This is a genomic window from Janthinobacterium sp. 64 (assembly GCF_002813325.1).
Classification (GTDB): domain Bacteria; phylum Pseudomonadota; class Gammaproteobacteria; order Burkholderiales; family Burkholderiaceae_D; genus Janthinobacterium.
In genome coordinates this window covers 5,299,306-5,314,273 of the sequence record NZ_PHUG01000001.1, presented here as the reverse complement: position 1 = coordinate 5,314,273, position 14,968 = coordinate 5,299,306, and the positions used below count along the sequence as shown (strand labels likewise).

The window sequence follows — 14,968 nt, the reverse complement described above, 5'->3', positions numbered from 1 at the left end:
CTTATTTCAGGCCAGCAACGCCCCGTGCGGTAGCCGCAGCGCTGGAGCCTGCCGAGGCTGCTGAAGCCGCAGCCGATGCCGCGGTTGCAGCAGCAGGCTGGTTCAGATACTCGATCTTGGCCGCTGCGCGCAGGCGCTCCATTTCTTGCTTGGCGGCATCCTTGGTCCTGGTATTGACCAGGTACTGCTCGATCTGCGGCGCGGCGGCGGCCAGCTTGACCGGTACATCCTTGATGTCGACGATCGTCATCAGCATCGCGCGTTCACCTTCATTGATGATGAACAGCTGGCCTTTCGGCATGGCTTGCAACTTGGTCACCAGTTCCGGCGCCAGATCCGTCGTCGTGCGCGACACCTGGCCACGCGCAAAACCGATCTTGCTGCTCTCCATCCAGGCCGCTACCTCATCGAGCGACTTGCTCTTGTCGATCACTTGCTTGAGCGCATCGTTCATATCCTTGCTGGCGATCAGCAACTGGCGCATGTCGAACTGCTTGCGATTGCTGAACAACTCAGGGTGCTTGTTGAAGTAATCTTCCACTTCGGCCTTGCTCGGAGGCGTAATGCCGCTCAATTTCTTTTGCATGTAAGCCTGGCTGATGATCAGCGCCTTGGCCCGCTCGATGGCTTGCATGACCTTCGGATCGCGGTCGATCTTTTCTTTCAACGCGACATTCTCCACCACTTGGCGGTCGATCAGCGCTTCGAGCAATTGTTTGCTGGCCGTTTCCTGCTGCGCCGCCGGCACGCCGGCGCGCTGCAATTCTTCGTTCAGCTGCAGCGCCGTGATTTCTTCGCCATTCACGCTGGCGAGCGCCTGGCCCACCTTCTTCTGCTTATCGCCACCACAGGCGGCCAGGCCGGCCACCGTCAGCAGGATAACGCCAGCGGTCAGGATGCGGCGTGGTACATCAATTCGTTTCATTTTCATCGGACTCGCCATCTCAGAGGGTTCAACATGTTTTCAAGCGCTGCCACGCTTTTCGGGCAGGCGGGTCAAAACGATGCATGCACTACATTGTTTCAGCACGTCATCTTACAGGTCCTGCAATCACTTTAGCATGCAACAGGTACAAATTATGCAACAGAATTATAGAAATCACAAATAATGCAACTAATTTTCTTTAGTCAACATAAAAGCCGGACGCCGGGCGACTTGGAAGTTGTCGCTACGCCACAATGCTTGGCTGTGCAGCAATCTTCTTGATAGTCTGTTACACCATCAATGGGCATTTTCCCGTTTCAGCACCACTTGCACCGTGCGCACCACGATCCACAGGTCCAGCCACAGCGACCAGTTACGCAGATAGTCGAGGTCGAAATGCACGCGCGCTTCCATCTTGTCGAGGGTTTCCGTCTCGCCCCGCAAGCCATTGACCTGCGCCCAGCCGGTAATGCCCGGCTTGGCCTTGTGGCGCAACATATAGCCCTTGATCAACTTGCGATACTGTTCATTGTGCGCAACTGCGTGCGGTCGCGGACCAACGATACTCATGCGCCCTTGCAACACATTGATAAACTGCGGCAACTCATCGAGCGAGCTGCGGCGCAGGAAAGCGCCGATGCGCGTCAGGCGCTGGTCATCCTTGGTGGCCTGCACTACCTTGGCGCCGTCTTCCGACACCGTCATCGAACGGAACTTATAGACGATAATTTCTTCGCCATACAGGCCGTAGCGGCGCTGCTTGAAAATGACGGGACCGGGCGAGGTCACCTTCACGGCGATGGCAATCATCAGCATCAGCGGCAGCAGGCACAACTGGATCAGGCAGGCGAGCACCAGGTCGCTCATGCGCTTGATCGTGCTGTTCCAGCCTGTAAATGGCGATTCGCAGATGGCGATGACGGGCATGCCGCACACATTGTCAAAACGCGCCTGCATCAGGTCAAATACATAAATATCCGGAAGGAAATACACCGAGGTGGTGGTGTCCTGCAATTCATCGAGCAACTTGCGGATGCGCGGCTGCGCCGAGATGGGCTGGCTGATGAAAATCATCTTGGTCTGCTTGCTGCGGACGTAAGCGGCAATCTCATCCATTCGGCCCAGCATCGGGTGATACATGCCCTCTGGCCAGCGCTCCTCTTCCCGGTCGTCAAAGTAGCCGTCCACCTGCATGAACAGGTTCGGGTGCTTGCTGATGGCGTCGGCAAAGCGCACGCTGACATTGTTGGCGCCGATGATGGCGACAGAACGCACTTCGTCGCCGTTGCCCTGGATGGAATGCGCGCGGCGCACCGCCAGTTGCAGGAAAATCAGCAGCAACGGCGTGATGACAAACCAGGCATACACGGCCTTGACATGATAATGCTGCGCCAGGCCGCTGACCACGCCGAGCATGACCAGGATCAGCGCCGTGACGGCCCAGCCGACGATCACGTCGCGCGCATAGGCCCACATGCGCCCGGCACGCCAGGCGCGATACGGGTCGATATGCTGGTAGATGGACGAGGAAATGAAAAACGCCAGTATCATCAATACCAGGGCATAACCGTCGAAGGAAGAACCGAGTATGATCGAGCATACATACAGCGTGAACATGATGACCAGGGGGTCAAGCACACGCTGAAAAAAGGAAATCAGAGGTATATCGTTAATCGTCATTTTACTTTTCAGAATTGAACATTGGCGGAGAACGAAACCCCTTGGGATCGGTAACTATTGCTGCCCACGATAGGATTGCCACTGCGCCTGCTGCGAAATGTGTCCGCTTCCAGCGTGATGTTGCGCAGTGGCGTGTAAGTCACGCCCAGCGAAGCGCTGGTGCTCGCATCGGACAGGCCACTCAAGGCCGTGAAACCATTGATGGTGCTGAAGTCACGCTTCTCGTGCTGCAGCTGGGCATTGACACCCACCTTGGCCGTAGCGCTCCAGAAGGCCGCCACGCTGGCACCCTTGTTCAGGCTGCTACCGACGATGCCGCCTTCAACCACCTGGAATTCGCGCCACAGTGCCGCATTGAATCGCAATTTGCCCGTTGCCACCCAATCGGCAATCAGGCGGCCGTTGGCGCCGCTGCTGCTGCCCGAACCCGACAGCGGATGCGTACGCCGCACCCAGCCGCCGAGAAATGACAGCTTGGTCGGTCCGCTGACGAGCCACAGCACATTGGCCTTGATTTCATCCTGCGTGTAATCGTTATCGGGAAAACCCGTCCCTGCGCCGCCCTTGAATTGGTAGTCCGACTTCAGGCGGCGCAGCTGCACGCCCACTTTGCTGCCGCTGGCGGCGAGATAATCGAGACCGAGTTCGGTCGCATCTTCCGAACGGTTGTTGATCTTTTGCGTGAGCAATTCATAGTCCGCATCGAAGCGCGAGACACCTGCGCGCACCTGCCAGCTGGGATGGAACAGCCAGCTCACATCCGCATAATGGCGGCGCTGCGTGCGCAAATTGCGGTCCTTGGAATTGGTATCGGCAAATGGCGTCAGCGTTTCAAGGTAGCTGGTACCCAGATGGCCCTGGACGTGGTTGCCCAACTGCCAGGCCCAATCGACCAGCGCGTCCTTGCCGTTGTAATCGAGTTCCGTGAAGCGGTTGAAGGTCACGCGGCTCAGCTTGGCGTAGCCCGTGAACAACTGCCGGCCGACGGGACGTTCGAACAGGAGGCCGCCTTGCACCGTCCGGCTGGTATCGCTCAGATCCGGCGTTTGCCCCGGAAACTCGCTCAGGCGCAGCAAATTGTCGTCATAGGCAGTCGACGTCCGGATGAATGGATGGATGGTGTCGCTGATTTCGGCATGGACGGCCGTGCTGAAGGCAGCGCCGATCAGCAGCGACAGCGCGCCCAGGCGGGGCGTGCGAAAAACCGCTCGCGCTGCATCACAGGCAGCGCACTTTTTTTCAGTCAAGCTCAACATTTTTTTCATCTTTGTGATTACTGCATTAACTGCATTAACTAATGGCGCCGATGACGCGATTACCAATAAGCCCATTGCCCAGTCATGAGTACCCAGACACCCAGCAAGCCATTCGTCACGCCGTGCGCGATGATGGCCGACCACAGGGTGCGAAAACGCACGTAGAGCCACCCATATGCTAAGCCGGCAAGAATGCCCGCAAACCACAAATTATGTTCAAAGCCAAACAGTATCGCCGTAACAACAATATAGCGAAATCTCAGCAGTGACGGTTCAACGGCCAGAAAATTCGGCGATTGTAACCAACGCAATAGAAAGGAGCGCCAGAACAACTCTTCCATCACGGGCACCACCAACGCGGCACCGGCGATGCGCGCCACCAGCAGCGGCCAGTCATAGCCATGACCGGAGCGCGGATCGAAACCGGCCGACTCGCCGATGACCATCCAGGACGCGCCCAGGTTGAGCCACAGCACCAGCACCACGATGCCCGCCAGCACGGCCCAGACGATGGCACGCCATCCCATGAGCGCAGGACCGGGCCAGGCCAGCTCCGTATAGTGCCGGCGATATAGCCATAGCAGAGCCAGAACGACGCCGATTTTCACCACATACAAGTAGCGTAGTTGCTCCTGAGCATAGCCCGCCCATATTAACACATCAGCAATAAGAATAAAAAATAGATAAGTAAAAAAAGGCAGCACGCGTGGCAGCGCGAGTCGGTCAAACATGAAGGCGCTCCCCCGTTTCCGGTCTGTGATGGCTGGCAAATGCAGATTGCTTGCGGCTGGCGCCGCGACGGTAACAACACGGGGAATAGTATCAGCAATATTGTCTTTGATGCATCAACAAGACGCAATGCCGCTCCGGGGTCTGTAACGGAGAGTATGTTGTCGCCCGACACGCTACACGCGTCGGGCGGCAACACCCGCTTCAGCCAGAGTTTATCACTACAGTATCAATTTTGATATTAATTGCCGCAGGCGACAATCAATGAAAAGCAACTCAGCCTTTGGCGCGCGCTTCGATCGCTTCCCACTTTTCCAGCGCCGCCAGCAACTCTTGCTCGATTTCCGCCACGCGCGCATTGAGGCGCTTGCCTTCGGCCGGCGTTTTCTTGTAGAAATCGGGATGCGACAATTGCCCTGCCAGCACGGCTTGCTCATCTTCCAGCGCCGCCATGATGTTCGGCAGTTCGTCGAGTTCGCGCTGCTCCTTGTAGCTGAGCTTTTTCTGCTTGGCCGCCGGTGTGGCAGCCTCGACCTTCACGGCCGGCTTGCTGGCTGGCGCCGTGGCGATCGGCAAGGTGCGCACGCGCTCCCAGTCCGTGTAGCCGCCGACGAATTCGCGCCACTTTCCCTCGCCTTCGGCGACGATCACTTGCGTGACGACGTTGTCGAGGAAGGTACGGTCATGGCTGACGAGGAAAACGGTGCCGGTGTATTCTTCCAGCAACTCTTCCAGCAATTCGAGGGTATCGATATCCAAGTCATTGGTCGGCTCATCGAGCACCAGCACGTTGGCCGGCTTGGCGAACAGGCGCGCCAGCAGCAAACGGTTGCGCTCGCCACCGGACAGCGACTTGACGGGAGAACGGGCGCGTTCCGGCGCAAACAGGAAATCGTTCAGATACGTCATCACGTGGCGGCGCTGGCCATTGATCTCGACCCAGTCGCTGCCCGGCGCGATGGTTTCCATCAGGTTCGCTTCTTCGTTCAGCTGCGTGCGCATCTGGTCGAAATACGCCACTTGCAGCTTGGTGCCCAGGCGGATGCTGCCCGTGTCGGACTCTTCCTGGCCCAGGATCATCTTCAGCAAAGTGGTCTTGCCGGCGCCGTTGGCGCCGATCAGGCCGACTTTATCGCCGCGCAAGATGGTGGCGCTGAAATCCTTGACGATGACCTTGTCGCCATAAATCTTGGAAACGTTTTCCAGGTCCGCCACGATCTTGCCCGAGCGTTCGCCGGCCGACACGTCCAGCTTGACTTGTCCCTGCTGGTCGCGGCGCGCATTGCGCGTCAGGCGCAGCGCTTCCAGGCGGCGCACGCGGCCTTCGTCACGCACGCGGCGCGCCTTGACGCCCTTGCGTATCCACACTTCTTCCTGCGCCAGGAACTTGTCGAACTTGGCATTTTCCACTTCCTCGATTTCCAGCTGCTCCGCCTTGCGGGTCTGGTAAGCCGTGAAGTTGCCCGGATACGACAGCAAGCGGCCGCGGTCGAGTTCGATGATGCGCGTGGCAACGTTGTCGAGGAAGGAGCGGTCATGGGTAATGAACAGCACGCTGCCCTTGAAGTCGCGCAACAAGCCTTCCAGCCACAGGATGGAGCTGAAGTCCAGATGGTTGGTCGGTTCATCGAGCAGCAGCACGTCGGGCGCCGAGACCAGCGCACGCGCCAGCGCCACGCGCTTTTGCATCCCGCCGGACAGGGTTTTCATGGCCATGTCGCCCGTCAGGTTCAGACGGTCGAGCACGGTTTCCACCTTGTTCGGCAAGCTCCAGGCATCGGCCGCATCGAGTTTGACCTGGATGTCGTGCATGCGTTCCATCAATTCGTCGTCATTGCCCTGGCCAAACTGGCCCGTCAACTCGTCGTATTCCTTGAGCCAGGCTTGCGATTCGCCCATGCCGGAAGCGACGGCGTCGAACACGGACATGTCCGGGTCGAATTGCGGTTCTTGCTCCACATACGCGATCTTGATGCCTTGCTGCATCACCAGCAAGCCGTCATCGAGCTTGAACTTGCCCGAAATGACCTTCAACAGCGAGGATTTACCCGTGCCGTTGCGGCCGATCAAGCCGACCCGCTCCGTGGTTTCCAGTGAAAATTCCGCGTGATCGAGCAGCGCGACGTGACCGAACGCAAGTTGCGCCGATGAAAGAGAAATGACAGCCATAATGAGTAAGAGTGCTCGGGCGCCGTCTTGCGCACACCGCGTGGTGTGCAAAACAGCTGCCGATTAGATGAATGAAGCACGCATTGTACCGATATCTCGGACTTCAATCGCTATCGACCTGTAATTGTTGCCCGCATGAAGTCAGGCTGCCGACGCGCGCTGCGTGGAAATGTGGTGTCGCCAGCAGGAATCGAACCTGCATTTAAGTCTTAGGAGGACCTTGTACTATCCATTGTACGATGGCGACACGCGCAGCGGCATTATACAGGCTGGCGCGCGCCATTGACAGCTTGCCAGGCGCGAGCATGACAGATGGCGCTCTAGCCTGTCGGAAACGATGCTGATGTGCAATATTTCAGTATGGACTAATAGTCAGGCAGCACCGCCGTCACCTCGATCTCCACTCTGGCGCGATCCTCGATCAGACCAGCCACCTGCACCGCCGTCATGGCAGGAAAATGCTTGCCGATGATTTCCCTGTAGGCCACGCCGATTTGCGGATACGCCGCCACGTATTCCTTCTTGTCGAGCACATACCAGTTCATGCGCACGATGTGCTCGGGCAAGGCGCCCGCCTCGGCCAGCACGGCGACGATATTCTGCAAGGCCTGGCGCACCTGGCCCGCGAAATCGTCCGTGTGGAATTGTCCCTGCGCATCCCAGCCTATCATGCCGCTGACATACACCGTGCGCCCGCTGGCGGCCACGCCATTCGCATAGCCGCGCGGCCTGGCCCATTCCGGTGGTTGCAGCACTTGCATTGTCTTCTCCTGATTGTTCATACCGCTCATGCGTCCACCGCCGCTTCGCGCAGCAATTCGCGCGCGATGATCAATTGCTGCACTTCGCTGGCGCCTTCGTAGATACGCAAGGCGCGAATTTCGCGGTACAGGCGCTCGACCGGATGGTCGCTGACCACGCCCAAGCCGCCAAACAGCTGCACCGCCGCGTCGATCACCTGCTGCGCCGTTTCCGTGGCCGTCAGCTTGGCCATGGCCGCTTCCTTCGTCACCTTGCGGCCCTGGTCGCGCTGCCAGGCGGCGCGGTAGGTGAGCAGTGCGGCCGCATCGATGCCGGTGGCCATCTGCGCCAGTTTCGCCTGCGTCAGCTGGAAGTCCGCCAGGGTCTGGCCAAACATCTGGCGCTTTGTCGCGTGGCGCAGCGCTTCATCGAAGGCGCGCCGCGCAAAACCCAGCGCGGCGGCGGCCACCGAGGTGCGGAACACGTCGAGTGTCGCCATCGCCACCTTGAAGCCCTGCCCCGCCTCGCCCAGGCGCTGCGACACGGGCACGCGGCAATTGGCAAAACGCAGGCGCGCCAGCGGATGCGGCGCGATCACGGCGATGCGCTCGGCGATTTCCAGGCCGGGATTGTCGGCGTCGACGATGAAGGCGCTGATGCCGCGCGCGCCCGGCGCCTCGCCCGTGCGGGCGAACACCACGTAAAAATCGGCGATGCCGCCATTCGAGATCCACGTCTTTTCGCCGTCGAGCACATACGCGTCGCCGTCGCGCCGCGCCGCGCACGCCATCGCCGCCACGTCGGAGCCGGCCTGCGGCTCGGAGAGGGCAAAAGCGGCGATGCGCTTGCCGCTGGCCACGTCCGGCAGATAGCGCGCCTTGTTCTCCAGGCTGCCGAACAGGCCGATGGCGCCGGAACCGAGTCCCTGCATGGCGAAGGCGAAATCGGCCAGGCCATCGTGGCGCGCCAGGGTTTCGCGCATCAGGCAAATGGCGCGCGTGTCGATCTTGCCATCAGTGCCGGTGGCGTATCTCAGCCAGCCGCCCTGCCCCAGTTGCGCCACCAGCGCGCGGCAGGCAGCATCGACGTCGCCGCCGTGCGCGCCGTCCAGGTACTGCGTCGCCCAGGCATCGAACTCGCGCTCAAGTTCGGCATGGCGAGGCTCGAAAAATGGCCAGTCCAGATAGCTCGTATCACGCATGTCAATTGCCCTCGAACTGTGGTTTTTCCTTCGCCACGAAGGCGTGATAGGCGCGGTGAAAATCGTTGGTGGCCATGCAAATGGCTTGCGCCTGCGCTTCCGCCTCGATCGCTTCATCGACGCCCATGTTCCACTCCTGCTGCAGCATTTTTTTCGTCATGCCGTGTGCGAAGGTGGGGCCGCTGGCCAGGCCGGCGGCGAACAGCTGCGCCGCCTCGTCCAGCTCTTCCGGCTCGACCAGGCGGTTGAGCCAGCCCCAGCGCTCGGCCTCGGCGCCGCCCAAGGAGCGCCCCGTGTACAGCAGTTCGGCGGCGCGGCCCTGGCCGATCACGCGCGGCAGCAAGGCGCAGGCGCCCATGTCGCAGCCGGCCAGGCCCACGCGGGTAAACAGAAAGGCCGTCTTGCTGCGCGCCGTGCCGAGGCGGATATCGGAAGCGAGCGCCAGCATGGCGCCGGCACCAGCGCAAATGCCGTCGATGGCGGCGATGATGGGCTGCGGGCAGGCCCGCATGGCTTTTACTACGTCGCCCGTCATGCGGGTAAATGCCAGCAGGCCGGGCATGTCGAGCTGCGTCAACGGGCCGATGATGTCGTGCACGTCGCCGCCCGAGCAGAAATTGCCGCCGCTGCCCGTGATGATGACGGCCTTGACGTCGTCCGCATGCGCCAGCGCGCGAAACAGCTCGCGCAATTCCGCATACGAGTCAAAAGTGAGCGGATTCTTGCGCTCGGGCCGGTGCAGGGTCAAGGTGGCGACACCTGCGTCGACGGCAAACAGAAAATGCCGCGCGGCGTAGCCGGCCAGGCTGGCGCGGTTGCCTGGCAGGTCTTGCGGCTGGCCGGGTAGATGGCGCATGCTCAGTCCTTTATGGGGGTGTTATTCAACTGCTGCTTCATGTGCGACAGCAGGTCGATTAATTGGGTCTTGTCGTCCGGCGTCACGCCGTGCAGCAGTTCGGCGATCCATCCTTCGTGCACGCGCGCCATCTCGTCGAAGGCGCGCCGGCCAGCTGGCGTCAGCTTGACGCTGTACGAGCGGCGGTCCTTCGGGTCGACCACGCGCAGCACCAGTTTTTCCTGCTCCAGCTGGTCGGTGATGCCCGTGATATTGCCGCCCGTGACCATCATGCGCTTGGACAGTTCGCCCATGCGCAAGCCTTCGGGAAAGCGCTCGAGCTGCGCCATCAGGTCGAAACGGGGCAAGGTGATGCCGAAGGTGGCGCGCAAGCGCGTGCGCACCTCGTTTTCAATCTTCACCGTGCACGAGAGCATGCGCAGCCACAATTTCAGCGACTGGTGGTGGTCCTGCGTCAGGCGGCTGGCCAGATCCAGCACGGGTTCGTCGTGCAAGTTTTCGGGTTCTTTATCCATGGTCTACATTTCAGTTACATGACTTCACCGCCGGCGACGGCGATCGATTGTCCATTCATGGCGGACGACGCGGGCAGGCAGAGCCAGGCCACCGCATCGGCCACTTCCTGCGGCTGCACCAGCCGCTGCTGCGGATTGGACGCCGCCAGTTCTGCGCGCGCCGCGTCTTCGCCGCGCCCCGTCTTGCGCACGATGTTCTGCACGGCCTGCGCCACCATCTCCGTTTCCGTGTAGCCGGGGCAGACGGCGTTGACGGTGACGCCGCGCGGCGCCACTTCCAGCGCCAGCGCGCGCGTCAGGCCGATTACGCCATGCTTGGCGGCGACATAGGCGCTGACGTAGCGATAGCCCTTCAGGCCCGCCGTCGACGCCACGTTGACGATGCGTCCCCAGCCCGCTTCCAGCATGGCCGGCATGGCCGCCTGGCAGCAGTGGAACACCCCCGTCAGGTTCACGGCCAGCATCTGCTGCCAGATGGCCGCATCCGTCTTGCCGAAGGGCGCCGCATGCGCCTGGCCCGCGTTATTGACCAGGATATCGATGCGGCCGAAATGCGCGGCGACCTGCGCGAAACCCGTCTGCACGGACGCTTCCACGCTCACGTCGAGCACGCAGATGGCGACCCTGCCCGCGTGGCCCGCCTCTTCCAGCTGCATGCGCGCGCGCGCCAGCCGCGCGCCGTCGCGCCCGGCCAGGGTGACCCTGGCGCCCGCGACCAGCAAGGCGCCCGCGCAGGCCAGGCCGATGCCGCTGCCGGCGCCCGTCACCAGCGCGTGTTTGTCGATTAATTCTTGCGTCTTCATCTCATCCTTCCAGCAGCCGCGCGGCCACCTGTTGCGGGGTGAGGCCCGTGTTGGCGGCGGCCAGCTGGCGCTCGCGCTGCAGATTGCGTTCCAGCTGCTGCTGGCCCGGCCGGTACTGTTTCGGCCAAGCTGCACCTGTCCCTGCACCGGCGCCGCTGTAGCCGATGCGCGCCGTCTCCGTCAAGGTCCAGGCAGGGTTGGCCAGGTGCGGGCGGCCCACGGCGCACAGGTCGGCGCGCCCGGCGGCGATGATGCTGTTGGCGTGGTCGGCTTCAAAAATGGAACCGACGGCCATGCTGGCGATGCCAGCCTCGTTGCGCACGCGGTCGGCGAACGGCGCCTGGAACATGCGCCCGTACACGGGCTGTTCGAGTTTGCTGACCTGGCCCGAGGAACAGTCGATCAGGTCGGCGCCGGCCTGCTTGAACAGGCGCGCGATGACGACCGCATCGTCGGGCGTGATGCCGCCTTCGACCCAGTCGTGGGCCGAGATGCGCACGCTCATCGGTTTATCCTGCGGCCAGGCCGCGCGCATGGCGCGAAATACGCGCAGCGGATAACGGCAGCGGTTTTCCAGGCTGCCGCCATGTTCGTCCGTGCGGCGGTTGGTCAGCGGCGAGATAAAACTCGACAGCAGATAGCCGTGTGCGCAATGCAGCTCGATCCAGTCGAAACCGGCGACGGCGGCCGCCAGTGTGGCGCGCACGAAGTCCTGTTCGATGCGCGCCAGGTCGCTTTCCGTGGCCGCGCGCGCCGTCTGCGACACGCCCGCCAGGTATTGCTGTTCCGAGGCCGCCAGCAGCGGCCAGTTACCCTCTTTCAAAGGCAGGTCGATGCCGTCCCACATGGGCCGCGTCGAGCCTTTCGGCCCCGCATGGCCCAGCTGCAGGGCGATCTTCGCATCGCTGTTCGCATGCACGAAATCGACGATGCGCCGCCATGCCTGCGTATGCGCTTCGCTGTACATGCCGGGGCAGGCGGGCGTGATGCGCGCATCGGCCGACACGCACGTCATCTCGGCAAACACGAGACCTGCGCCGCCCATGGCGCGCGCGCCCAGGTGCATCAGATGGTAGTCGCCCGCCACGCCATCGACGGCGCTGTACTGCGCCATCGGCGAGACGGCGATGCGGTTTTTCAGCAGCACGCCGCGCAATTTGAACGGCGTGAGCATGGGCGGCAAGGCACCGTCCGGCGCCGCCACGCCAGCCTGTTCGGCGGCGCGGCGCGCCAGCCACAATTCATAATCGGCCACATACGCGGGGTCGCGCAGGCGCAGGTTTTCATGCGAGATGCGCTGGCTGCGCGTGAGCATGGAATAGGCGAACTGCGGCGCTTCCATGGCGCTGTAGCGCTCGACGTTTTCAAACCACTCCATGGAATTGCGCGCCGCGCTCTGAATTTTCAGCACCTCGATGGCGCGCAGCTGCTGGTAGGCGGCCAGCGCACCATCGCTATCCCCATGCTGGCCGAAGCAGCGCGCCAGCTCGATGGCGTCTTCCAGCGCCAGCTTGGTGCCCGAACCGATCGAATAATGGGCCGTGTGGGCCGCGTCGCCCATCAGCACCACGGGCACGCCGTTCTGCACATGCACCCACTGGCGGCAGACGATGCGCGGGAAGGTGATCCACTGCGCCGAGCCGCGCAAATGGGGCGAATTGCTCAGCAAACCGTGGCCGTCGAGCTCCTCGGCGAACAGCGCTTCGCAAAAGGCGATGCCCTCTTCCTGGCTCATGCTATCCAGGCCCGCCGCGCGCCACACGTGCTCGGGCGTCTCGACGATGAAGGTGGAAGTGTCGCCGTCATATTGATAGATATGCGCCTGGAACCAGCCGTGCGGCGTCTGGCGGAAGGCAAACGTAAACGCCTCGAATTTCTTGCGCGTGCCGAGCCAGACGAAGCGGCAATGGCGCTGCTCGATCTCGGGCTGGTAGCTGGCCGCGTAGCGCGTGCGGATGCGGCTGTTCAAGCCGTCGCTGGCGATCACCAGGTCGGCGCCGTACTGCTTCGCGATGGCCTGGTCGTCCTGCACTTCCGTCTCGAACACCAGCTGCACGCCGAGTTCCTCGCAGCGCGCCTGCAGGATGTTGAGCAGGCGCTTGCGGCCGATGCCGCAAAAGCCATGGCCGCCCGAGCGCACGGTCTCGCCCTTGAAGTGGATCTCGATATCGTCCCAGTGGTTGAACGCCTGCAGGATGGCACGCGCAGTCGGCTCGTCCGCATTCGCCAGGTTGCCCAGGGTCTGGTCGGAAAACACGACGCCCCAGCCAAACGTGTCATACGGGCGGTTGCGCTCGATGACCGTGATGCGGTGCTCCGGGTTCTGCTTTTTCATGAGCAGGCTGAAATACAGGCCGGCGGGGCCGCCGCCGATGCAAACGATATTCATGCGGTGTCCGTGCGAAGTTTGAAGCGCTGCAGCTTGCCCGTTTCCGTGCGCGGCAGCGATGGCAGGAAGCGGATGGCGCGCGGGTATTTATACGGGGCGATCTGCTGGCGCACGAAGTCCTGCAGTTCGGCCGCCAGCAGGTCGCCGGGCTGGAAACCGTCCTTGAGCACGATGTGCGCTTCGACGATCTGGCCACGCTCGGCATCGGCGCGCCCCACCACGCCGCATTCGGCCACGGCCGGATGGCGCAGCAGCGCCTCTTCCACTTCCGGGCCGGCGATGTTGTAGCCGGCCGAGACGATCATGTCGTCGCTGCGCGAGCGGTAATAGAAGTAACCATCGGCATCCATTTCGAAGGTGTCGCCCGTCAGGTTCCAGCCGTTCTGCACGTATTCGCGCTGGCGCGGATCGGCCAGGTAGCGGCAGCCGGTAGGGCCTTTCACGGCCAGGCGGCCCGTCACGCCGGGCGGCTGCGGCACGCCCGCATCGTCGACGATGCACGCCTGGTAGCCGGGAATGGCCTTGCCGATGGCGCCGCGGCGGATGCCGTCGCCCGTGGCGGAAATGAAGATGTGCAGCATTTCGGTGGCGCCGATGCCGTCCGTCATGGCCAGGCCCGTCGCCGCCTGCCAGGCGTCGCGCGTGGCCAGCGGCAGCGCCTCGCCGGCCGAGACGGACAAGCGCAGGCTGCGCAGGTCGTGCTGCGCAACCAGCGGCGCCATCTGGCGGTAAAAGGTAGGCGCCGTGAAGCAGATCGTGGCCTGGTAAGTACCGATGGCACGCAGCAGGCTCTCGGGCGTGAGTTTTTCCAGCAGCACGGCGCAAGCGCCAAAGCGCAGGGGGAACAGCAGCAGGCCGCCCAGGCCAAAAGTGAAGGCCAGCGGCGGCGTGCCGATGAAGATATCGTCGGCGCGCACCTGCAGCATGGAGCGGGGGAAGCAGTCGCAGATGGCCAGCAAGTCGCGCTGCATGTGCATGGTTCCCTTGGGCACGCCCGTCGTGCCCGAAGTAAAGCTGATCAGGCAGACGTCGTCGGCCGCCGTGTCGCACGCGGCAAACGGTGTGGCGTGGGCCGCCATGCGCTGCTCCAGTTCCGCGTCATCGGCGCCAAAGCACAGCATGGCCGGCAAGCCGGGCACGCCATCGAGCTCCGCGCGCAAGCCTTGCGCGCACAGCACGGCATTGACTTCCGCCTTGATGATAATCGTGGACAGTTCGCGCGCGCGCAGCAGCGGCATGGTGGGCACGGCGATGCAGCCGGCCTTCAGCACGGCCAGCAGGCAGGCGGCCATCATGGGGGTATTTGCGCCGCGCAGCAGCACGCGGTTGCCGGGGATCAGGCCCAGGTCTGCGCGCAGCACGTGGGCGATGCGGTCGACTTGCCGCGCCAGCTGCGCGTAAGTCCAGCGCTGGCCGTCGGCAACGATGGCGGTGCGTTCGCCGCCGCCGCTGGCGACGGCCGCATCGAGCAGCGCGGCGACGCAATTGAGGCGCGCCGGATACTGCAGCTCGGGCAAGTCCAGGCACAGCTGCGGCCAAAGCGCCCGCGGCGGCAGGTGGGCACGCGCAAAGTCGTCCTGGGGAGATGCGGTGCTGGGCGAAGGGTCGCTGCTCATGCTCATCCTGGCTGGTAGCGGGCGCATGCACAAGGCCCGGAAACAGATACTTTAAACCTAAAGTATTTTCCCGGCAAGCGAAAAACAG

General features: G+C 62.5%; 12 protein-coding genes and 1 tRNA gene. All 13 read right to left on the bottom strand.

Going from position 1 to position 14,968, the window contains the following annotated elements:
* Window position 1 precedes the first annotated feature (1 nt).
* Entirely contained in the window at window positions 2-931 is a 930-nt protein-coding gene (locus tag CLU91_RS23365; RefSeq protein WP_232730850.1) for an EpsD family peptidyl-prolyl cis-trans isomerase, read from the bottom strand.
* A 291-nt stretch (window positions 932-1,222) separates the two neighbouring features.
* Window positions 1,223-2,605 (bottom strand): undecaprenyl-phosphate glucose phosphotransferase, encoded by a 1,383-nt coding sequence (locus CLU91_RS23360; protein ID WP_100876025.1) that lies wholly within the window; start codon window positions 2,603-2,605, stop codon window positions 1,223-1,225.
* Window positions 2,606-2,613: 8 nt separating this feature from the next.
* A complete protein-coding gene (gene epsL / locus CLU91_RS23355; RefSeq protein ID WP_100876024.1) occupies window positions 2,614-3,861 on the bottom strand; it encodes an XrtB/PEP-CTERM-associated polysaccharide biosynthesis outer membrane protein EpsL in 1,248 nt (415 codons plus the stop codon).
* Between the two features lie 59 nt (window positions 3,862-3,920).
* On the bottom strand, window positions 3,921-4,592 hold the full coding sequence (locus tag CLU91_RS23350; protein WP_100876023.1) for a CAAX prenyl protease-related protein: 672 nt from the start codon (window positions 4,590-4,592) through the stop codon (window positions 3,921-3,923).
* 274 nt (window positions 4,593-4,866) lie between these two features.
* On the bottom strand, window positions 4,867-6,759 hold the full coding sequence (locus tag CLU91_RS23345) for an ATP-binding cassette domain-containing protein (RefSeq protein WP_100876022.1): 1,893 nt from the start codon (window positions 6,757-6,759) through the stop codon (window positions 4,867-4,869).
* Window positions 6,760-6,931: 172 nt separating this feature from the next.
* A tRNA-Arg gene (locus CLU91_RS23340) sits at window positions 6,932-7,006 on the bottom strand.
* A 118-nt stretch (window positions 7,007-7,124) separates the two neighbouring features.
* Window positions 7,125-7,520 (bottom strand): RidA family protein, encoded by a 396-nt coding sequence (locus CLU91_RS23335; protein WP_100876021.1) that lies wholly within the window; start codon window positions 7,518-7,520, stop codon window positions 7,125-7,127.
* Between the two features lie 26 nt (window positions 7,521-7,546).
* On the bottom strand, window positions 7,547-8,701 hold the full coding sequence (locus CLU91_RS23330; RefSeq protein ID WP_100876020.1) for an acyl-CoA dehydrogenase family protein: 1,155 nt from the start codon (window positions 8,699-8,701) through the stop codon (window positions 7,547-7,549).
* A gap of 1 nt (window position 8,702) precedes the next feature.
* A complete protein-coding gene (locus tag CLU91_RS23325; protein ID WP_100876019.1) occupies window positions 8,703-9,557 on the bottom strand; it encodes an enoyl-CoA hydratase family protein in 855 nt (284 codons plus the stop codon).
* Window positions 9,558-9,559: 2 nt separating this feature from the next.
* Complete coding sequence (locus CLU91_RS23320; protein WP_100876018.1) at window positions 9,560-10,072, bottom strand: MarR family winged helix-turn-helix transcriptional regulator; 513 nt, start codon at window positions 10,070-10,072, stop codon at window positions 9,560-9,562.
* A gap of 14 nt (window positions 10,073-10,086) precedes the next feature.
* A complete protein-coding gene (locus tag CLU91_RS23315; RefSeq protein WP_100876017.1) occupies window positions 10,087-10,875 on the bottom strand; it encodes an SDR family NAD(P)-dependent oxidoreductase in 789 nt (262 codons plus the stop codon).
* A gap of 1 nt (window position 10,876) precedes the next feature.
* Window positions 10,877-13,264 (bottom strand): bifunctional salicylyl-CoA 5-hydroxylase/oxidoreductase, encoded by a 2,388-nt coding sequence (locus tag CLU91_RS23310; protein ID WP_100876016.1) that lies wholly within the window; start codon window positions 13,262-13,264, stop codon window positions 10,877-10,879.
* Window positions 13,261-14,880, bottom strand: a complete 1,620-nt coding sequence (locus tag CLU91_RS23305; RefSeq protein WP_100876890.1) for an AMP-binding protein — start codon at window positions 14,878-14,880, stop codon at window positions 13,261-13,263. Before CLU91_RS23305 ends, CLU91_RS23310 begins: the two co-directional genes overlap by 4 nt.
* Window positions 14,881-14,968: the final 88 nt, after the last annotated feature.